Source organism: Streptomyces sp. NPDC048644 (assembly GCF_043199105.1).
GTDB lineage: Bacteria > Actinomycetota > Actinomycetes > Streptomycetales > Streptomycetaceae > Streptomyces.
Genome location: NZ_JBICVO010000011.1, coordinates 157541 through 178605 on the forward strand (window position 1 = coordinate 157541; position 21065 = coordinate 178605).

The window sequence follows — 21065 nt, forward strand, 5'->3', positions numbered from 1 at the left end:
CATTTCGGGGGAGCGGGCGCTGTGCGGGACGGCGGAAGCCTCGGTTCCGACGGTGTGGGCCGATCCGGGCGATCGGTCGCCAGGCCGTCCGCACCGTCCGCTTCTGCCATTATGGTGGATCCAAGCGGATAGCTGTCCGTTAGTGTGAAACTTACTGGACAGGTGTCCGGTTAGCAAGATCGGCCCATCCGTGGATTCCCGGATCCCGGAAGGAGGACGAGTGCCACCGAGGAAAGACGCGCCGCTGCGCTCGGACGCCCAGCGCAACCGCGAGCGCATCCTGGAGGCGGCGCTCGCGGAACTGACCCGCTCGGCCGACGTCCCCCTCAGCGCCATCGCGAAGCGGGCAGGCGTCGGCCAGGCCACGTTCTACCGCAACTTCCCCCACCGCGAGGCCCTCGTCCTGGAGGTCTACCGCTACGAAGTCCAGCAGGTGGCCGACGCCGCATCCCAGCTGCTGGCGACCCGGACGCCCGACCAGGCCCTGCGGGAGTGGATGGACCGCCTCGCCCAGTACGCCATGGCCAAGGCCGGCCTGGCCGACGCGATGCGCCGGGCCACCAGCGCACACGGCTGCCTGGCCGCACTCGGCCACGGCCCGGTGACCGCCGCCATCACCCTCCTCCTCCAGGCGAACGAGGAGGCCGGCACCATCAGGCCAGGAGTGACCCCCGACGACTTCCTGCTCGCCATCGCAGGACTGTGGCAGATCGACCCGCACGGCCCGTGGCAGCACCGCGCCGGACGCCTCATCACCCTCGTCATGGACGGCCTGCGCACCGGCGCCCCCGGCCCCTGACCCCACCCCTCAGAGAACCCGGCGCACGGCCCCGCCGACGGCGCCCGCGCGGCCCGTGTGCCGGGCGCCCATCACGTAGGGTCGACGGATGGCGAAGTATTTCGACGTGCACCCCGAGAACCCTCAGCGGCGCACCATCAGCACAGTGGCGGACAGCATCCGTTCCGGCGCGCTCGTCGCGTATCCCACGGACTCCTGCTTCGCGCTGGGATGCCGGCTGGGCAGCCGCGACGGCATCGACCGGATCCGCTCGATCCGCAATCTCGACGATCGCCACCACTTCACCCTGGTGTGCCAGAACTTCGCGCAGCTCGGCCAGTTCGTGCACGTCGACAACGACGTGTTCCGCGCCATCAAGGCGGCGACACCCGGCAGTTACACCTTCATCCTGCCCGCGACGAAGGAGGTGCCGCGCAAGCTGCTGCACCCCAAGAAGAAGACGGTCGGCGTCCGGATCCCGGACCACGTCGTCGCCCAGGCCCTGCTCGCCGAACTCGGCGAGCCGCTGCTCTCCAGCACCCTGCTGCTGCCCGACGAGGACGAGCCGCTGACGCAGGGCTGGGAGATCAAGGAACGGCTTGAGCACGTCGTGGACGCCGTGGTCGACTCGGGCGACTGCGGCACCGAGCCGACCACCGTCATCGACTTCTCCGGCGACGAGGCCGAGATCGTACGCCGGGGAGCGGGCGACACCTCGCGGTTCGAGTAGCCGCCCTGTCCCGGGGCGCCGCCCGGACACACCGTCCGAGTGGCGCCCCGGTGCTACCAGGTCACCATCAGCCGCAGCGGACTGCGCGAGGTGGCGCCAAGACGCCACTCGACACCTTCAACGGGCTCCGCGAGCCGCAGCCCGGGGAAGCGGGCGGCGAGTCCGTGCAGCGCGAGCTGCAACTCCAGCCGGGCCAGCCAGGCACCCAGGCAGTAGTGCGGCCCGGCCCCGAACGCGATGTTGGCCCCCTCCAGCGGGGCGAACAGGTCGTCGAAGGGCCGGGCCGGGAAGACGGCGGGATCCCGGTTGGCCGTGCCGCAGTCGGCGACCACCACCGATCCGGCCGGAATGATCACGCCCCCGACCTCGGCGTCTTCGGACGCATGGCGGATGCTGCCCCGGTCGTCGCCCAGCGGGATCAGGTGCAGCAGCCGCTCGGCCGCCAACTCGGCCGCCTTCTCGTCCGACCCCAGGCGCGGCCAGCACTCCGGCCGCTCACCGAGCAGGTAGAGCAGGCAGTTGCCGAGCATCGTCATCGTGCTGTCATGGCCGCCCACCGCCAGGCCGCACACCAGGCTGACGAGCTGCGCCTCGGGAATGCCGCCCTCCGCGTCCCCGGCCTGGACCAGGCTGCTGACGAGGTCGTCGCCGGGGTTGCGCCGCCGCTCGCCGATCAGTTCGGCGGCGAACGCGGCGAACTCCTCCAGCGCGGCGCCGATCTCGTCAGGGGAGTGGGAACCGTCCGAGAAGGCGTACTTGGTCCAGTGCCGCAACCGGCCCTGCGCCCGCGCGTCGAGACCCATCAGCTCACTGATCACCGAGATCGGCAGCGGCAGGGTGAAACCGGCGACCAGATCCACCGGCGGTTCACTGCGGGCCAGTTCGTCCAGGCAGCCGTCCACCATGGCGGCGATCCAGGGACGCCAGCGCGCGACGGCCCGCGGGGTGAACGCCCGGCGGAAGGTGCGGCGCAGCCGGATGTGGTCGGGCCCGTCCTGGTTGAACAGCAGGTCGGGATTGTTGACGAGGTTGGGCACGTCCGAGACGGGCGGGGCGTCGGGCCCGTAGAGCTGGGCCCGGCCGAATCGCGTGTCGCTGAGTACCTGCTGCACGTCGTGGTGCCGGGTCACCAGCCAGGCCGGGCTGCCGTCGGGCAGAGTGGTGGGCTGCGGCGGGCCTGACTCGCCGAAATCCACGCGGTGCAGCGGGAGCAGCGGCTGTTCGACCGTTTCCGTGGTGGGGTCTGCGGCGGACACGGTACCTCCTTGTCCGTGGCGGTAGGGCGGTGTGGAGGAAGGCGACAAGGCGCCAACTCCGGTGTCACGCAACGGAATTGGCGCCCTCTTCACAGCTTGACAAGGACCTTTCCCCGGCTGGCCGCCCGGTCCTGGTACAGGCTCCCGTAAGCCGCCGGGATGTTGTCGAAGCCGTGGTGGACGGTGTGCTCGCAGGTGACCTCGCCGCGGCGGACCATGTCGCCCAACTCGGTGTGGAGCGCCGCCCAGTTCTCGTCCGTGAACCATTCGAGCGAGAAGATGCCGCGGATGGTGGTCCGCGGGAACATGATGTAGGGCAGCAGGCGTGGCCCGACACCCTCCCGGCCGACCTGCGTCGCCCACTGCCAGCAGACCGCCACCTGGCTGCCGACGTTGAGCAGCGAGAACACCGTGTCGGTCACGGTGCCGCCCAGATTGTCGAAGTACTTGTCGACCCCGTCAGGCGCGGCTTTCCTGAGCGCCTGCCGCACCGCGTCGGCGTCGTCACCGTGCCGGTAGGTGATGACCTCGTCGAAGCCGAGCCGGGTCAGATGCTCCGCCTTCTCCGGGGTGGACGTGGAGCCCACCACCCGCGCCCCGGCGCGCTTGGCCAACTGGCCGACCAGCGACCCCACGGCGCCCGAAGCCCCACTGATCACGAGGGTGTCGTCGGGGCGGATCGTCATGAACTTGCTCAGCGTCCCCCAGGCCGTCATCCCGGGGCCGCCCATCACGCTCAGCGCCGTCTCCAGGGGCAGCGACGCGTCGAACCACTGCGGATCCAGCCGGCGGTAGGCGGGGAAGACCATCGGGAACGTCCCGGTCTGCCACAGCCGCGGTTCGCCGTTGCTGACGAGGTACTCGCGCCAGCCGCCGAACCCCTGCACCAGGTCACCGACCCGGTGGGCCGCCTGCGGGCCGGCGTCGATCACCTCCATGACCGAGTCGGCCCCCATGTGCATACCGAGCGGGGTGTCCATCGCGATGCCCTGCAAATACGGGTCGACCGACACGTACAGGGTCTTCAGCAGCATCTCGTCGGGCGCGAGATTCCCGCCCACGTCCTCGGTGACCTGTTCGTAGACCCTGCCGATATCGGGCACACCCTCGACGTGCTCGCGGACCACCCATTTTTTGCTCTTCATGTCGCGTCCTTTTCTGTGGTGACGGCTGTCCTGACCGCTTCGCGGGCGGGCGGGGGCACGCGCACCCCGACCGGAATGACGCGGTGCGTCGGCAGCGGCCCGGTCTCGTCGACGGAGGCGGTGAAGGGCCGCCCGTCGTCGCGGCAGATGAACTGCATGACGTGCCGGCCGGCGGCGGCGGCCCTGATCAGGCCGCCCGTCGTCGCCCAGACACCGGACTGGTAGAAGTTCGCAAGACCCGGCAGTCCTGGCCCGTGCTTCTTGATCAGCTCTTCGAGCGTCTCGCCGCTCTCCACGAACGGCTGCCAGCCGAGCACGGTCCCGTTGTAGTTGCCCGTGTAGCGCACCTGCGTCAGCGGGCTGGACACGTCGCGCACCGCGATGGCGTCCTCGATCCCCGGGTACCGCTCCTCCAGGAACCGCACCAGCGCCATGCGCGCCCGCCGCTTCGCCGCGTAGTAACCGCGCCCGTGGCGCACCGGCAAGGTGTGCACCTCCTGGCCCCCACGGGTGCGGCTGATCTGCTCCGCCCCCTCGTCCAGGGCGCGCCAGGGCGCGATGTCACAGAAATAGGTGGCGTAGACGACGGTCGTCTCCTCGGGGGAGAGTTCCGGGTAATGCCGGTTGCGGAACTGGACGTTGATGCTCGGGTGGCGGATGCCGGTCAGCTCGGCGGCCATGTCCTCGTCGAGCAGGTACGTCGTGCAGGGTTCCCCTTCGGGGAAGGGGCGCCGCAGGCCGAGGAAGAGCGTGAAGTAGCCGGGGAAGACCATGCCGGGCTCGTGGATGGTCTCGGTGTAGAGGTGGCGGTAGGTCTCGTTGAGATAGCGGCCCTTGAGGAACTTCATCGTCGTGGTGTATCCGTCGCAGGCCGAGACCACGATGTCGGCGTACACCTCCTGCCCGTCGCTGAGGCGTACCCCGATCGCACGGTCGTCCTCGACCAGGATCTCCTCGACCTTGGCGTTGTACGTCACCTCGCCGCCGAGCCGCCGGTAACGCTGCTCGATCGACTCGGCGAGCCCGAGGGAGCCGCCCTCGGGGACGCCGGCCGACAGATTCGCGTGCGAGGCCAGTTGGAAGAGGAAAGGCAGCACCGGGAACGCCGGGTGCTTCTCGTACAGGATGAAGTTGAACGCCTCGCGCAGCAGCGGGTCCTGGAACTTCGCCGAGAAGTCCGTCATCAGCTCGGTGATCGACGTGCGGATGGTGTTGAAGTACGGGATGAACGACGCCAGCATCCGCCAGCGCTCGACCGTCCCCATCAGCCCGACCGGCTTGAGGAACGGGTACACCTCCAGGCACTTGCGGAACTTGCGCAGCGCCTGGCAGAACCGCCTGATCAGCTTGGCGTCGGCCGGTGAGATGGCGGTCAGATGCGCTTCCAGCCGGTCCGGGTCGGAGTAGAAGTGGACGGCCCTGCCGTCCTGGCCGCGCACGATGTTGAACACGTCGAAGTGGCGTACCTCCTTGCCCTGCAGCGCGCCCAGTTCGAGCCAGATCTGGTGCATCTCGTTACCCGGGCCGCTGCCGAGCAGCCAGCTGATGCAGCAGTCGAGGGTGAAGTCGCCCCGCTCCCAGGCCGTGCAGCAGCCGCCGGGGATCTCGTGCATCTCCAGGATCCGGGTCCGGTAGCCGTTCATCTGCGCGTAGCAGCCGGTGGACAGGCCGCCGAGGCCCGCACCGATGATGATCATCGTCTCTCTGCCGTGCTCCGGCCGCGCCGTGCCCGGCGCCTCCCCGCCGCTCACGCGCCTGCCTTCCCACGCGCGGACCACCGGTCGAGCTGCGGCAGATGCCCCAGCTTCCCCGGATGCCACGGTTCGTTGCCGGTGCTCTCCCACGCCCTGAACTCCAGGCCCATCTCCTCGCACAGGTACTGGGCCGCGAACCTGCCGGTCGACGCGGCGCGGATCAGCCCGCCGAGGCCGACCCACTGCCCCGCCATGGAGAACCCGCTCAGCCCCGGCAGCCGCATCCGGTCCTTGGCCACCAACTTGGCCGCCACGTCGTCGGCTTCGGAGAACGCCTTCCAGGCCAGGATGCTGCCGTTGAAGTTGCCCGTGTAGCGCTTGGTGGTGGCCGGCGACGCCACGTCGACCACGTCGATCCGCTCCCCGGTGCCGGGCCACTTGCGTTCCAGGAAGCTCCGCACGAAGTCGGCCACCCTGTGCTTCTGCGCCCAGTACTCCTTGCGGTTGCTGCCGCGCAGGTTCTTCCAGTAGGAGAAGTCGCTGAAGTAGGTGCAGTGGACCACCGACTTCCCCTCCGGGGCGAAGCCGTCCGAATAGCGCGAACGCAACTGCACCACCAGGCTCTTCTGGAGCGCCCCCGGCAGTTCGGCGGCCTCCTCGTCGGTCAGCAGATACGTGGTGCTGTGCGCGTCGCCGGTCGGGAGGTCGCCCTTGATGCCGACGAAGGCCGAGACCACGGCGGGGAAGAGGGCGCCGGGACGGTCCAGCACCTCCTCGTAGAGCTTGTCGATCCGCGGCCCCGTGTACCGGCCGTCGAGCAGCCCGTAGATGGCGGTGTGCCCGTCGCAGGCCGCCACCACGTGGTCGGCGTAGAACCGCTTGCCGTTGCGGAGCTCCACGCCGACCGCACGGTCGTCCTCCACCAGGATCCGCTCGACCCGCGCACGGTAGGTGATCTCACCGCCCAGCGACGTGTACCGCTCCTCGATCGACCGGGCCAGGCCCAGCGAACCGCCTTGCGGGAAACCGGCGTTGTGGTGGTAGGCGCTGGCCATGTTGAACAGGTAGGGCAGCAGCGGGAAGCCCTCCGGGTCCTGGAAGAAGATGTTCCGGAACGCCCGGCGCAGCAGCGGGTCCTGGAACCGGTCGGCGAAGGTGTGCATCGGCAGCGCCGCGGTACGCCAGAACAGACGGAACGCCGGCAGCACGGTCCGCAGCAGGGCCGCCTTCTCCCGCACGCTCCGAAGCGGGGGCGGCGTCAGGAAGGGGTACAGCTCGATGTCAAGGAACCGTCGCAGATCCCGGCAGAACGCGCGGATCGGCCGCGCGTCGGCGGGCGAAAGATCCAGCAGGTGCCGCTCCAGACGGTCCGGATCGTTGTAGAACGTCACCGAACGGCCGCTCTCGTCGGTGACCTGGTTGAACAGGTCGAAATTGGTGATCGACTTGCCGTCGAGCGCCCCCAGCTCCCGCCACACCTGATGCGCCTCGTTGCCGGCGGCCGTTCCGATCAGCCACTCGATGCAGTAGTCGAAGATGTAGCCGTCGCGCGACCACGCCGTGCAGCAGCCTCCGGGCAGTACGTGCTTCTCGAAGATGCGGGTCCGCATCCCGCTCATCTGCGCGTAGCTGCCGGTGGACATGCCGCCGACTCCCGCGCCGATGACGATGACCCGGGGCCTGCCGCCCGAGCCGCGCTCGCTCCAGTCAGGCTCGCGGTCATCCGGCATGGATCTCGCCCCCCGCCAGGATGCCCAGCACCAGGTTCACGTTGTGGGTGAGGTGCTTGGGGTCGAGCATGTCGGCGTGCGTGCCGGAGCCGCGCAGCACCGCGGTGCCGCCGGTCGAGCTGCCGTGCCAGGTGCCGCGCTCGTCGGACGCGTAGAGCGCGGTCTTCTCCTCGTCGGTGATCACGCTGACCGCCGCCGCCACCGTCCCGAGGTTCGGGGTGCGCCCGCAGAAGGCCAGGTACTCCGCCGCGTGATCGAGTACGTCCTGCGCGACGACCTCCGAGCCGGTGTGCTTGAGCAGGTGCTCGCCCAGTTCGGCCTCGAACGCCTCGATGTGCTCGGGGCCGGCGACGTAGGGCTCCACGATGCGCAGCGAGTCCAGGATCACCACGTGCGCCACCCGGCGCCCGCGGCTCTCCAACTCCTTGGCCGTCTCGAACGCGAGGTTGCCGCCGAGGGAGTAGCCGAGCAGCAGGCACGGGCCCTCGGGCTGGAGCGACTCGACCAGGTCCGCGTAGCGCACCACCTTGTCGTCACCCGGCACGTAGTTGAAGGCGATGAGCCGGTGCTGCGGCAGCCGCGCCGCGAACTCGCGGTAGACGAGGCCGTGGCCGCCCGCGGGCGGGAAGCAGAAGACCGTTGTCCCCGGGCCGTTGAAAGTCAGATACGGCAGTTCGTCGGCGGCCTCGCTGTGCAGGAGTTGCTCCACGGTCTGGGCCATGCCGTGCAGGGTCGTGACCTGGTACAGGCGGCTGACGGGGATGCTGACGCCGAACTCCGTCCGCAGGTGGTGGATCAGTTCGATCAGCTTGATCGAACTGCCGCCCACCTCGAAGAAGTCCTGCTCAAGGCCGACCCGCTCCAACCCGAGCAGCTTCTGCCACTGCCGGGCCATGCTCACTTCGTACCGCGTCACCGGCTCCTCGTGGGGCTCCTCGCCCCCGTCGAACCGCGGCGCGGGCAACGCGGCGACATCCACCTTGCCGCTCTGGGTCAGCGGCAGTTGGGGCAGCTCCACGAAGTACGAAGGGATCATGTACGTCGGCAGATACCCGGCGAGGTAGCGGCGCAGCTCGCGCCGGTCCAGGGCCGTGCCGTTGGCCGGCACGCAGTAGGCACACAGCGCGGCCTCGCCGCCGGTGTCCGTGCGCACCGCGACCACCGCCCGCGCAAGACCCGGCCACTGCGCCAGCTGCGCCTCGATCTCACCGATCTCGATGCGGTGGCCCCGCAGCTTGACCTGGTTGTCGACCCGCCCGAGCACATGCACCCTGCCCTCCGCGTCCCACCGCGCGACATCGCCGCTGCGGTACAGCCGCTCCGGCTCGCGCCCCAAGGCGCGGGTCACGAACCGCTCCGCGGTCTGTTCCGGATCCCCGGCGTACCCGATCGCGACGCCGTGCCCGCCGATCCACAGTTCACCCGGTACACCGGGCGGCACCGGCTCGCCGCGCTCGTCGAGGATGTGCAGCGTGCTGTTCGGCAGGGGCCGCCCGATCGGCACCATCCGGCCGGGCTCCAGGTCGTCGACGGGCCCCTCGAAGTACGCACTGTCGATGGTCGCCTCGGTGACGCCGTACGAATTGACCACGCGGGTCTGCGGGCCGCACAGGTCGCTCAGCCGCCGGTACTCCGCGACCTTCCAGGCGTCCGAGCCGACGACCAGCAGCCGCATGAAGTCCAGACACAGCCCCTCCCGCTCGCAGTGGTCCATCAGGCCGCGCACCACGGCGGGCACGAACTCACCGCAGTCCACCTGCTCCTGACGCATCGTCCGGTACAGGCGCGCGGTGTCGAACAGCAGGTCACGGTCGGCCAGCACCAGGCTGCCGCCGGAGCACAGCGCCCGCACCAGGTCACCGGTGAAGACGTCGAACGACGGTGCGGCCATCTGGAGATGCACCCGCACGTCGCTCTCCAGGCGGTACTCCTGGAGCCACGCGCCGTACGCCGATGCGAGGTTGCGGTGGCTGACCTGTACCGCCTTGGGGCGCCCCGTGGAACCCGAGGTGTGGATGACGTACGCCGGGGCGTCCATGTCGACCGGAACCGCGGGAACGTCACCTGACGCCGCCGCGTCCGCGCCCAGCAGCTCGCCCAGGCTCACCACATCGGCGGGCAGCACGCTCGCCGCCGCCAGGGCGTCACCGTCACCGACGATCACGAGCGAGACCCCGGCGCTGTTCACCATCCGGGCGATGCGGTCCGCCGGATGGCCGGGTTCGAGCGGCAGATAGGCGCCGCCCGTCTTGAGGACCGCCAGCAGCGCGACGATCAGCTCGGGTGACTTGTCCAGGCGCAGCGCGACCACCGAACCGGACCCGACGCCACGCGCCCGCAGCAGGCGGGCCAGCCGGCCTGCCCTGGCCTCCAGTTCCCCGTAGGTCAGCCGCCGGGTCGCGCCGTCGAGCGAGGGCGCCGAGACGGCCACCGCATCGGGGTGCGCGGCGGCTGCCCTGGCGATCAGGGCGTGCACCGGCAGGTCCGCTTCGGTGCCTGGCTCCGTCTCGCGGTCCGCGCCGCCGGGCGGCAGCGCCAGCCGGCCGGCACCGCTCCAGTCGCCGATCAGCCGCGCACGCTCCGGTGCGTCCAGCATGTCGAGACCGGTGGTGGGCCGCTCGCCCGGCGCCCGGGTCATCGCGTCCAGCAGGTTGACGTAGTGCGACGCCATCCGCCGCATCGTCTCCGGCAGGAACAGGTCGGTGTTGTACTTGAACACGCAGTGGAAACGCCGCTCCGCCTCGTCCTCGTACGCCGACAGCGTCAGGTCGAACTGGCCCTCCTCCTCGGGAAGTTCGATGTACTCCAGCCGGTAGCCGTACTTCTCGGTGGCGACCTTGTGGGTGAGGAGGATGAACATCGCCTGGAAGACCGCGGAGCGGCTCGGATCGTGCTGCAGGCCCAGCTTCTCGACCAGCAGGACGAACGGGTACTCCTGGTTGTCGAGGCCGTTCAGCACGGTCGTGCGGACCTGCTCCAGCAGCTCGGCGACCGAAGGGCCGCCCGACAGGTCGGCGTGCAGCGGCAGCGGGTTGACGAAGTACCCGTAGACGGAGCCGAACTCCTGCTGGGTACGGCCGGTCACCGGGCTGCCGACGATGAGATTGTCCTGCCCGGAGTAGCGGTGCAGCAGGACGTAGTACGCGCTGAGCAGCACCATGAACGGGGTCACGTGGTGCGCACGCGCCAGGGCGTGGACGCGGGCGCTGAGTTCCGTGTCGAGCACGAAGAACTCGGAGGCGCCGTTGTGCGTCTGCACGGCCGGGCGTGGCTTGTCGACGGGCAGATCGAGCAGCGGGACCTGGTCCGGCAGATGCGACCGCCAGTAGTCGAGCATCCCGTTGGCCTCGCGGCCGGCCAGGAAGCGGTTCTGCTGGTTGAGGAAGTCGAGGTAGCGGGCCTGCACCGGGGGCAGCGTGGGCTCCTGGCCGTGGCGCAACCCCTCGTAGAGCGCGAGCAGTTCCTCGATGAAGGTGAACGTCGAGATCGCGTCCGAGACGATGTGGTGGACGGCCTTCATGATCACCCACCGGTCCTCGCCGCGCTTGAACAGGCGGAAGCGGACCAGCGGATCGCGTTCGAGGTCGTAGGGCTTGCGGTACTCCTCGACGATCACCCGGTGGATGTCGTCCCAGTCCTGGCCCTGTACGTCGAACAGGGCGACGTCCGCGGCGGCTTCGGGCGACACCCGCTGCACCGGCTGCCCGTCATCCAGCAGGAAGTTGGTGCGTAGTGCCGGGTGGCGCGCGATCAGACGGCGGACCGCCTCGAACATCACCTCGGGTTCGAGCGCGACCCGCACCTCCACCGCGCCGCCGATGTTGTAGGCGTAGCCCGTGGGGTTGAGCTGCTTGAGGAACCACAGAGCCTTCTGGTTCTGCGTCAGCGGGTACTCCCGCTCGTCCTCGTACAACTCCAGGGCCCCGGCGTCGCCGCCCCCGTCGTCGGCCGCCATCAGCTCGGCCAGACCGTCGTCGAGCTGCGATACCAGCTCACCGACCGGGGTGCCGCTCAGCAGCGCGACCACCGGCAGCGCGACCTTGAACTCCGCGTGGACCCTGGCCCGCAGCTCCATCGCCAGCAGCGAGTCGAGCCCCAGGACGTTGAGCCCGGCCGACGGATCGACCTGCTCGGGAGCGGCCCGCAGCACCGAGGCGACCAGCGCGGTGAACCGCTCGGCCACCAGCGACCTGCGCTCCTGGGCACCGGCTTCGCGAAGGGTGTCGAGGAATCCGTTGCCCTCGTCACCCGCCGGCCCTTCCGAGGCCGCGGCCAGCTCGGACACCAGCGGTGGTGGCGAGGAGTACCAGGCCAGGAAGACCGGCCAGTCGACGACCGTCGCGACGAGTAATTGGGCACGGTCCTGACCCATGACGCGTTCGAGCACCGCCATGCCCGCCTCGGGTGACAGCGAACTCATCCCGCGGCTGTGCAGGTAGTGCTCGACGAGCCCCAGCTCCTCGATCATGCCGGTCGCCCACGGGCCCCAGTCCACACTCAGCGCCGGCAGACCCTGCGCGCGGCGGTGGTGGGCCAGCGCGTCCAGGAAGGCGTTGCCCGCCGCGTAGTTGGTCTGCCCCGCCGTCGTCAGCAGCGACGCGATCGAGGCGAACAGGACGAAGTGCTCCAGCGGCTCGTCCCGCAGGTGCCGGTGCAACAGATACGCGCCGACGGCCTTCGGGTCGTGGACCGCGTCGAAGGTGGACCTGTCCATGTCCGTGATCAGCGTGTCGCGCACCTGGCCCGCCAGGTGGAACACGCCCCGGATGGGCGGCGGGTCGCCGCGCCTGTGGTCCTGGAGCCAGCCGGTCAGCGCGTCCTCGTCGGTCAGGTCGACCGGGGCCAGGACGGGCTGCGCACCGAGCGCCTCCAGCTCCTTGAGGAACGCCACGGCCCGGCCTTCCGGGGTGGCGGGGTCGAGCCCGCGCCACTGCTCGCGCTCCGGCAGCCGGCTGCGGCCCATCAGGATCAGACGGCGCGCACCGCGTCTGACCAGCGTGCGGCACAGCAGCCGACCGAGCGCCCCGAAGGCACCGGTCACCAGGTAACTTCCGTCGGCGCGCAGCCGCAGCGGCAGCGGCCGGGTCAGCTCGTCGGCGGGCCGCAGCCGACTGGTGAGGCGCCGCTCGCCGCGCAGCGCGATCTCTTCCTCGTCGTCGGTCAGCACCTCGCGCAGCAGCTCGGCCGCCGCTTCGCGGAGCCCGGCGGCGCCGCGGTCACCGTCCGGGTCGAGGTCGATCAACTTGCCGCGGTGGCCGGTCAGTTCCTGGTGCCACAGCACCCGGCCGACACCCCACGCGGGCGCGCCCAGCGGCTCCGCGGCATCGCCGGGACGGACGGCCTGCGCACCGCGCGTGACGATGTGCAGCCGGCCACCGGTCCCGCTGGACAGCAGCGCGCGGGCCAGCGCGATCAGCGAGTAGGAGCCGACGCTGACGTGCCGCTCGAAGTCGGCCCGCGCGGTGCCGTCGATCGACGGCAGATCGAGGTTCCACAGGTGCACGAGGGCGCCGGGCGGCTCCTCTCCCTGCCTGCCCAGATCGGCGAAGAGCCGCTCCAGGTGCTCGACGGAGCCAGGCACGACCGTGAACTCCCGCCCCTCCTGGCCGTAGGCGTGACCGGGCCGCACCACGTGGCAGCGTTCGCCTCGCGCGCCGACCTGGGCCGCCAGTGCGTCGCCGAGCCCTTCGGCGTCCGCGAAGACCAGCCAGGATCCGGGTCCGGACGGCGCGTCCGTGCCACTGCCCGTGACCTGGCCGTCCTCCCCTCCGGCCTCGGCGGCGTCGAGCGGACGGTCGGTCCAGAGGGTCTCGGCCAGCCAGGAGTCGATGGTGCTCCGGCTGACCGTGGTCGACGCCTTCTCCACGTCGGCCGCGCGGAACCCGCCGATCCGGCCGAGCGGTTCGCCGCCTTCGCCGTACACGGTGAGGTCGCCGACCAGCTCCTCCTCGTCGCGACGGGTGACGGTGGCGTGCACCCAGAGCGGCTGGTCGCCGACGGGCCCCGCGCACACCTCGTCGATCGACAGGGGCAGACGGATGCCGGTTGAGCCCTCCTCGTGTGCCTCCAGGAGCTGGGGGGTCAGCAGAGACTGGAAGCAGGCGTCGAGGAGTACGGGATGGAAGTGGTGACGGGCGGAGTCCTCGCCGAGCCCCGCGGTGGGACGCAGCCGGGCAAGGACCTCGTCGGGCCCGAACCACACCTCGTCGATGGCCTGGAAGGCGGGGCCGTAGTGGTACCCGAGGGCGGCCAGCGCCGCGTAGCAGTCATCGCCGTCCAGCCGGCGCAGGCTGCGCGCGCGGATCGCGTCGGCGTCCAGCGCGGGGCCGTACGACCGGCGCTGCCCGGCGCGTACCACGCCGTTCGCGTGCACGACCGGTTCGCCGTCCGCGTCCGGCAGCGACGCGATGGTGAACCCGGCGTTCTCCATGGAGAGGGACAGCTGCACCGTCCTGCTGTCCTCGTCGGGCAGGAACAGCGCCTTGCGCAGCTCGATGCCGGACAGCGCGACGTGCGTGCCGCCGGTGACCGCCCGCACCGCCTGCATCGCCATCTCCAGGTAGCCGGCCGCGGGGCACACCACGGTGTCCTGGATCCGGTGGTCGGCGAGGTAGGGCAGGGCCTCGATGTCGAGCCGCGCCTCCCAGGTCGGTTCGGCGTGTGCCGTGCGGCGGCCCAGCAGCGGGTGGTCGAGGTGTCCGAGCCTGACCTGTTCGACGGACGCGGGCTCGGTCCAGTAGCGGTCCCGCTTCCACGGGTAGCGCGGCAGGGGGACCGTCCGGCCCGCGGGGTGCAGCACGTCCCAGCGGATGTCGACTCCGAGGTTGTGCAGCATCGCCAACGAGGCGGCGAAGCGCTCCGGTTCGTCCTCCTGGCGGCGGATCGACGGCAGCGTGCTGTCCTTGAGGTCCTTGGCGTCCTTGCCGTCGAGGCCCTTGGCTTCGAGGCACTCGCGGATGGAGTGGCCGAGCACCGGGTGCGGGCCGATCTCCAGGAAGAGGCCGTAGCCGTCGTCGGCGATGCGGTCGACCGCGGCGCGGAAGCGGACCCGGTCGCGGACGTTCTTCCACCAGTAGCCCGCGTCCAGTTCGGGGCCGCGCGCCACACCGTCGTCGCCGGTCAGATACAGCGGCACCCGCGCGGCCTGCGGCGCGAGCCCGGCCAGCGAGGACAGCAGCTCGTCCTTGATCGCCTCCATGGAGGCGCTGTGGTAAGGGACGCGCACGGAAAGGAACTTGGCGAAGACCTGCTCGGCGCCCAGCTCGGCCGCCAGCTCCGTCAGCGCGTCCTCGTCCCCGGCGAGGGTGATCGCGGTGGGGCTGTTGACCGCCGCCACCGAGACCCGGTCGCCGTACGGCGCGACATGGCGCTCCGCCTCCGCCTCGGAGAGGCTCACGGCGAGCATGGTGCCGGTGCCGGCCAGCAGTTGCTGGAGGCGGCTGCGGTGCAGGGCGATCCTGACCGCGTCCTCCAGGGTGTAGACCCCCGCCTCGTAGAAGGCCGCGATCTCGCCGGTGCTGTGGCCGACCACGGCGTCGGGGCGCACGCCGTACGCGCGCCACATCGCCGCCAGACCGATCTGCAGCGCGAAGTTGGCGGGCTGCGCGAGCCAGGTCTCGGCCATCCGCGACGCGCCCTCGTCGGCGTTCATCTCCTCGATCAGCGACCAGCCCGCCTGCCTGCGGATCTCCTCGTCGCAGCGGGTGATCACCTCGCGGTAGACCGGCTCGTTCGCGAACAGCTCCCGGCCCATGCCCCACCACTGGGGCCCCATGCCGGTGAACACCCAGACCAGGCGGCGCTGCGCGGCGTCCCGTTGCTGGCCCTGGAGCACCCGGGGGTGGGGCTCGCCGCGTGTGTAGGCGGCGAGCGCCTCGTCCAGGGAGTCGCGGGACGAGTGGACGACGGACAGGCGCGCGGCGTGGTGCTGACGGCGGTGGGCGAGGGTGTGGCCGATGTCGGTCAGCGACACCGCGGCCCCGTGGGCACCGGCCAGTTCCTCGCGGATGCCCGCGGCCACATCGGGGAGGCTGTCCGCGGTCCGCGCGCTCAGCGGCAGGATGGTCCAGTCCCGTTGCTCCGCCGCTGCGGGGCGCTCGGCGGGACGCTGCGGGGGCGCCGCCTCCAGGAGGACGTGCGCGTTGGTGCCGCCGAAGCCGAACGAGTTCACCCCGGCTCGCGCGGTGCCCTCGTGCGCGGGCCATGCGGTCACCCGTTCGGGGAACTCGTACGGCAGGGCGTCCTGTTCGATGGCGGGGTTGAGGTGCTCCAGGTTGATGTGGGGCGGGATCTGCCGGTGTTCGAGGCACAGGGCGGTCTTGATCAGCCCGGCGATGCCGGCGGCCGACTCGGTGTGCCCGATGTTGGCCTTGACCGAGCCGACGTAGCAGCGGTCACCGGGCCGCCGCCCGACCGCCAGCGCGCGGCCCAGCGCGTTGGCCTCGATGGGGTCGCCGACCGGCGTCGAGGTGCCGTGCGCCTCCATGTACTGCAGGTCGCCCGGCGTGATGCCGGCCTCGGCGCAGACCCGTTGGATGAGGGTGACCTGCGCGTCCGGGTTCGGCACGGTGATGCCGTTGGTGCGGCCGTCCTGATTGACGCCGCTGCCGCTGATCACCGCGTGGATCGGATCCCCGTCGCGCAGGGCGTCGTCCAGCCGCTTGAGCGCGACGATGCCGACCCCTTCGGCCCGTACGTAGCCGTTGGCCGAGGCGTCGAAGGTCCGCGACCGGCCGTCGGGGGAGAGGAATCCGCCCTTGGTCTCGGCGATGGTGTACTGCGGCGCCATGTGCAGCAGCGCCCCGCCGGCCAGTGCGATGCCGGTCTCGCCGCGGTTCAGGCTCTGGCAGGCGAGGTGCACGGCCACCAGCGATGAGCTGCACGCGGAGTCGAGCGAGACGCTCGGGCCGCGGAAGTCGAAGCAGTAGGAGATGCGGTTCGACACCATCGTCATCATGGTGCCGGTCGCCGTGTGCGCGGCCAGCGACTCGAAGCTGAGGTCCGAGAACTGGAGGATCTTGTAGTCGAGCGTGAACGCGCCGACGAACACGCCGACTTCGCCTCCGGCCAGCTCCGCGGGCCGCTGCCCGCCGTCCTCCAGGGCCTCCCAGGCCACCTCAAGCAGCTTGCGCTGCTGCGGGTCCATGTGGTCGGCCTCGCGCGGGCTGATGCCGAAGAAGGCGGGGTCGAACTCGTCGAAGCCGTCGATATAGCCACCGCGGCCACCTACCAGGCGCCCTGGTTTGTCTTTGAACCGGCTGCCGAGCGTGGTGACGTCGTAGCGGTCGGCAGGGGTCGGTGTGATGCAGTCCTTGCCGTCCAGCAGGTTCCGCCAGAACGTGCGGTGGTCGGATGCGCCGCCGGGCAGCCGGCAGCCCATGCCGATGATGGCCACTTTGCCCTGTGCGGCAGCGTCGTGCGCCTCCGTCATGGTCGAACTCCTCACGTCGTGCGCCGCGGCACTGGGGATGGGGGAAGGGGTATGGGGATGATGAGTGGTGGTGCGTGCTTCGGGGACGGCCGGCCAGGTGGGCGGCGGTCAGCCCTTCCTCGCACGGCGCCAGGGGTGGAGATGGGCGGCGATGATCTCGCCGGTACCGGGAAACGACGCGGGATCCCGGAGGCCGACCGCGACCGGCCTGATTCCGGGCCGCCAGGTGAAGCTGCCGAAGAGGTGGTCCCAGACCGAGAGGTCGGCGCCGTAGTGGCCGGCCTGCGACAGCGCGGTGCTGTGGTGCAGCCGGTGCTGTTCAGGACTGGCCAGCGCATGGTTGAGCCAGCCGAAGCGGACATCGATGTCGGCGTGGATGAAGTAGCCCTGCGCGACGACGAAGAGGCCCACCACGAACACCGATTCCTGCGAGAACCCGGCCAGCGCCAGGGCCAGTTGGACGCAGCCCTGCTCGATGACGATGTCGAGGACGTGGTTGACGCCGTTGTTGGCGACGTTGACCTTCTGCGGGACGTGGTGCACTCCGTGCAGACGCCACAGCCATGCGTGGGTGTGCGCCAGCCGGTGCACCAGGTACCCCGTCAGCGAACCGCTCAGCAGCGCGCACGGGATCTCCTGCCACAGCGCGAGCGCCGGGTCGGCAGGTGACAGCACACCGACGGCGGTCGTCACCAGCCCCTGCGCCAGCGCTCCGCCGGCCATGGTGAGCAGGAAATAGACGCCGTACCAACGCCATTCCTCGGCACCGGGACGCCAGTCGCGCTCGTAGGGAATCAGGTGTTCGAGAATCACCAGATAGGTGACGACGCCGATCAGGAAAATCGGGCTGACCCGGGCGGGATCCCACTGGTACCGCAGTGCCGTCATTGCCACCGAAAGGGTGGCAAGGAAAAGCACTGGATAAGCGGTCGCGCGCAGCACGGAACCCGGGAAAATATCCGAAATCCGCTTCGTGAACGGCTGGGATGTGGCTGGCTCGATTTCGCTGCTGGCTGACTGTTCGAACTCTTCCATCCGTAGCACCTCTACGAGCGATGCGATACAGGGAAAAAGGTGACGTCCTCACCGCTGCGGCGATCCGCTTGAGGTGTGGACCGCCACGTCACGGCGCGGTCCACCACCCCCGCCCACCAGGAGCCCGGAGGTTTCGGCGGGCGCTTCATGGCGGTGTGTGATGCTTCGGGGAGCCTGGCCGGAAATCGCTGTTTTCAAGTCCCTGTACGGACTCGCAAAACGCATGGACGAGCGTCGACTGAACCGGGTATGCATTGTTCCTTTTCTTTTCCGGTGGCCTTGAGCAAGGCGTACCGATGTGTCATTCCAGGTATCCGCGTCACCGCTCTCCACCTGATGACCATTGAACCGGATGGTCCACACCGGGGGAATATGAAAAGAGCCCCGTGTCATCAATTTGAGCTACTTAATATTACTAGTATGCCAATGGGGTTTCCCGCTCAGAGGGCGACCGGTCGTCAGGCGTCCTCGCGCTCCGTCGGCGGCGGGTAGAACCGCTGGGCCCAGCGCCGGAACGGGCCGATCGGACCGTCGCCGTGCGCGAGCCCGGGCGGCTGCTGGTACAGCTTGTGGTGCCAGACCGGGAAGTCGGCGGCGGTGAACTCGCAGCTGGACCGGAAGATCGAGCGGTCCAGCAGCCGGGCGGCGGTCCGGCTCACCACGCGGGCGAGCGGCGCGGGCAGCCGGGCCGGTTCGCTGAAGGCGATGCGGTTCAGCTGCCGGAACTGCATGCGGTTGGGCGCGATGGCCGTCGGCATCACCATCGTGCACATCCGCAGGCCGAGCCGGGGTGTGTACATGTCCGCGTGCAGGCAGCCGAGCCCGTACCCGTCCACCTCCACCTCGACGACGAAGTCGCCTACCAGGGGCGCCGATTCATGGGCCCGCATGGAGACGTGGAACGTCGCGTCGGCGTACGCGACCGGCCCGCCGATCTCGGCCTTGGACCAGCCGTGCAGGGTGGCGAAATGCCCGAGATCCACCGAGTTCTCGATCACTTCCTGGACGTTGCCGGCCAGTTCCCAGGCCATGTGGCGGGCGGGCCGGTGGCCGATCGTGTGCCAGTTGGGGATGGACCAGTCCGGCGCCCGGCCGTCGTGGTGCCGCCAGACGAAGACGGCGCCGTTGGCCTCCCGTACGGGCAGCGACGTAAGGCGTGATCTGGGCGGCGGGGCGCCGTACGCCGTCCGCGCACAGGTCCCGTCGGGGCGGAAGGCGAAGAAGTGGAACGGGCAGATCAGATTGTCCCCTTCGACCTTCGCGAGGCCGAGGTGGGCGCCGAGGTGCGGACAGTACGGCCGGACGGCCCGGACCGCGCCCGAGGTCAGCCGGTAGAGGACCACGTCCTCGCCGGCCAGCGGCCGGGTGAGGACGGTACCCGGCGGCAGTTCGTCCGAGAACGCCAGCGCGGCCCAGCCGCTCGGGTAGGGCAGGGCCAAGGTCCCCGCAGCGTCGGCCGGAGTCGGGCCCTCGCTGATGGCCCGCCCGTATTCGCGTGCTATTCCCATGCCGCCCCCTTCACATCCGTTCGCCTGGAGAATGCCCACAGCGTCCTGAGATCGTCCCGACGCGCCGTATCTCACCCGAATGAGTGCACGTTGGCGAAGCGCGGCAAGAGCGGCGAAGTGCGGTATGAGGGGTATTTCCGGCGACTGTCGAGGCGGACCGGAACGGTCGGAAATCACCGCCGGGCAGGCGAACGGCCCCCGCCGTCATACGGTCGGGGGCCGCTCGGTCTCCGGGGGCGGGCCACCGGCCCGCAGTGGATCAGTTCTCTTCGAGGCCCCAAAGAGGCGACTCCGTCGAGCCGTTGAAGTTGTCGCCGAACGAGGCCCCGGGCGCGGGCGCCCCCAGGTCACCGGGTGCGAAGGACGTCGCCTTGCCGGTGACCAGGCCCGACGCGCTGCCGGGAACGGACCAGACGGCGCCGGCGCCGGCGTTCTCACCGGGCGCGGAATCGGCCAGGTCGGCCTTGCCGTCGCCGTTGACGTCCAACAGCCGCACATTGCCGCCGAATTCGTCGCCCGCCTCGGCCACGCCCGGCACTCCGGCGGTGTCCTGGCTGAACGCCTGCGCGCCGGTTCCGGTCAGCCCGTCGGCCGAGCCCTTGAGCAGGACGGTCGAACCGGCCTTGTGCTTGCTGCCGATGGACTCGCCCGGCACGCCGACGGCCAGCTCGTCGCGGCCGTCGCCGTCGACGTCGCCCGCGGCGAGCGAGGCGCCGAACACGTCACCCGTCTCGTTCGCGCCCGGCACACCCGGGGTGGCCTGGGTGAAGGTGGCGGTGCGGCTGCCGAGCCCGTCCTTCGTGCCGTAACGCACCTTGACGGTGCCGGAGTCGGTCCACGGGCCCTCGACGACCCCGCCGGGTGCCTCGCGGTAGGCCAGGTCCGCCTTGCCGTCACCGTTGAAGTCGCCGAGGGTGGCGGGCAGGGCCTCGGGCCCCTTGCCGGTCTGCTTGGTCAGCCCGTTCCTGCCGCCCAGGAGCACGGCGCCAGGGCGTGCCGACTCCTCCATGGCCCGGCTCACGAACACGTCGTCGGCGCCGTCGCCGTTGATGTCTCCTGCGGTGAGCCCGAGCGCCTCGTCGTCGGATTCGGTCACCGAGAGCGTCTGCACCTTGGCGGGCTTGCCGTCGCGGGTGAAGGGGCCCTGGAGCAGGGTGGCCTTGTTCTCCTTCATGTACTCGGTGACGAACAGGTCCTGCTTGCCGTCGCCGTTGAAGTCACCGGCGGCCATCCGCTGGGCGTCGTGGAGCCGGACGGCCCCCTGGGCACTCAGCCCCTTGCCCTTGGCGCCCCACAGTGCGATCAGGCGGTCCCCGGACCCGCCCGCGGCCTGCACGACGAGGTCCGTCACGCCGTCACCGTCCAGGTCCCTGGCGGCGAGCTTGTCGGCGAAATGGCCTTCGATGTCCGGAATCCCGAGCATCTTGGCGTCGATGACGGTGCGGGTGGCGGGGTCAAGACCGTGGGCCGAACCGTAGACGACGGCCAGGTAGCCGGACCCGCCCGAGGCGCCGGGGGCTCCGATGGCCAGGTCGTTGTAGCCGTCGCCGTTGAAGTCCTCCTTCACCGCGGACTTCTTGACCGCGGCCTGCGGGTCCTTGGCGGGCCCTGACGAGCCCGACGTGACGGCCCCGGCGGTGACGGCGAGCGCCCCCGCGGCGACGACACCGATGCCTGCTGCTATCGCGCCCCTGGTGCGATTACGCACACGACCTCCTGGAAGGTGAGTTGAGTGGGAGTTGAGTGGTGGGGGTGGGTT

Annotated in this window: 10 protein-coding genes; 2 read left to right on the forward strand and 8 right to left on the reverse strand. The window is 70.3% G+C overall.

All coding sequences use genetic code 11. The features are described from left to right. The first annotated feature begins 220 nt into the window (after window positions 1–220). Window positions 221–799: a TetR/AcrR family transcriptional regulator gene (locus ACGFNI_RS24690; RefSeq protein ID WP_393686810.1), complete on the forward strand. Its 579-nt coding sequence runs from the start codon at window positions 221–223 to the stop codon at window positions 797–799. A gap of 88 nt (window positions 800–887) precedes the next feature. After that, window positions 888–1508: an L-threonylcarbamoyladenylate synthase gene (locus tag ACGFNI_RS24695; protein WP_393686811.1), complete on the forward strand. Its 621-nt coding sequence runs from the start codon at window positions 888–890 to the stop codon at window positions 1506–1508. Between the two features lie 53 nt (window positions 1509–1561). Here the strand turns inward: ACGFNI_RS24695 and ACGFNI_RS24700 are convergent, their stop codons facing one another. The 8 genes from ACGFNI_RS24700 to ACGFNI_RS24735 form a co-directional block, all read right to left on the reverse strand. Next, window positions 1562–2764, reverse strand: a complete 1203-nt coding sequence (locus ACGFNI_RS24700) for a cytochrome P450 (RefSeq protein ID WP_393686812.1) — start codon at window positions 2762–2764, stop codon at window positions 1562–1564. 89 nt (window positions 2765–2853) lie between these two features. Next, window positions 2854–3909: an MDR family NADP-dependent oxidoreductase gene (locus ACGFNI_RS24705; RefSeq protein WP_393686813.1), complete on the reverse strand. Its 1056-nt coding sequence runs from the start codon at window positions 3907–3909 to the stop codon at window positions 2854–2856. Continuing rightward, window positions 3906–5606 (reverse strand): phytoene desaturase family protein, encoded by a 1701-nt coding sequence (locus ACGFNI_RS24710; protein ID WP_393686891.1) that lies wholly within the window; start codon window positions 5604–5606, stop codon window positions 3906–3908. The genes ACGFNI_RS24705 and ACGFNI_RS24710 overlap by 4 nt, the downstream gene beginning before the upstream one ends. A 50-nt stretch (window positions 5607–5656) precedes the next feature. Continuing rightward, entirely contained in the window at window positions 5657–7333 is a 1677-nt protein-coding gene (locus ACGFNI_RS24715; RefSeq protein ID WP_393686814.1) for a phytoene desaturase family protein, read from the reverse strand. Then, entirely contained in the window at window positions 7323–16763 is a 9441-nt protein-coding gene (locus ACGFNI_RS24720; protein WP_393686815.1) for an amino acid adenylation domain-containing protein, read from the reverse strand. The genes ACGFNI_RS24715 and ACGFNI_RS24720 overlap by 11 nt, the downstream gene beginning before the upstream one ends. 108 nt (window positions 16764–16871) lie before the next feature. Continuing rightward, window positions 16872–17798, reverse strand: coding sequence for a sterol desaturase family protein (locus ACGFNI_RS24725; protein WP_393686816.1), 927 nt, complete (start codon window positions 17796–17798; stop codon window positions 16872–16874). A 458-nt stretch (window positions 17799–18256) separates the two neighbouring features. Next, window positions 18257–19306, reverse strand: coding sequence for a Rieske 2Fe-2S domain-containing protein (locus tag ACGFNI_RS24730; RefSeq protein ID WP_393686817.1), 1050 nt, complete (start codon window positions 19304–19306; stop codon window positions 18257–18259). 259 nt (window positions 19307–19565) lie between these two features. After that, window positions 19566–21014 (reverse strand): FG-GAP and VCBS repeat-containing protein, encoded by a 1449-nt coding sequence (locus tag ACGFNI_RS24735; protein WP_393686818.1) that lies wholly within the window; start codon window positions 21012–21014, stop codon window positions 19566–19568. Window positions 21015–21065 lie beyond the last annotated feature (51 nt).

What these genes read in the sequence shown, in the direction of transcription:
- ACGFNI_RS24695 (WP_393686811.1), top strand. Translation starts at nt 888, where the DNA reads ATGGCGAAGTATTTCGACGTGCACCCCGAGAACCCTCAGCGGCGCACC.
- ACGFNI_RS24705 (WP_393686813.1), bottom strand. Translation starts at nt 3,909, where the DNA reads ATGAAGAGCAAAAAATGGGTGGTCCGCGAGCACGTCGAGGGTGTGCCC.
- ACGFNI_RS24710 (WP_393686891.1), bottom strand. Translation starts at nt 5,606, where the DNA reads ATGATCATCATCGGTGCGGGCCTCGGCGGCCTGTCCACCGGCTGCTAC.
- ACGFNI_RS24715 (WP_393686814.1), bottom strand. Translation starts at nt 7,333, where the DNA reads ATGCCGGATGACCGCGAGCCTGACTGGAGCGAGCGCGGCTCGGGCGGC.
- ACGFNI_RS24720 (WP_393686815.1), bottom strand. Translation starts at nt 16,763, where the DNA reads ATGACGGAGGCGCACGACGCTGCCGCACAGGGCAAAGTGGCCATCATC.
- ACGFNI_RS24725 (WP_393686816.1), bottom strand. Translation starts at nt 17,798, where the DNA reads ATGGAAGAGTTCGAACAGTCAGCCAGCAGCGAAATCGAGCCAGCCACA.
- ACGFNI_RS24730 (WP_393686817.1), bottom strand. Translation starts at nt 19,306, where the DNA reads ATGGGAATAGCACGCGAATACGGGCGGGCCATCAGCGAGGGCCCGACT.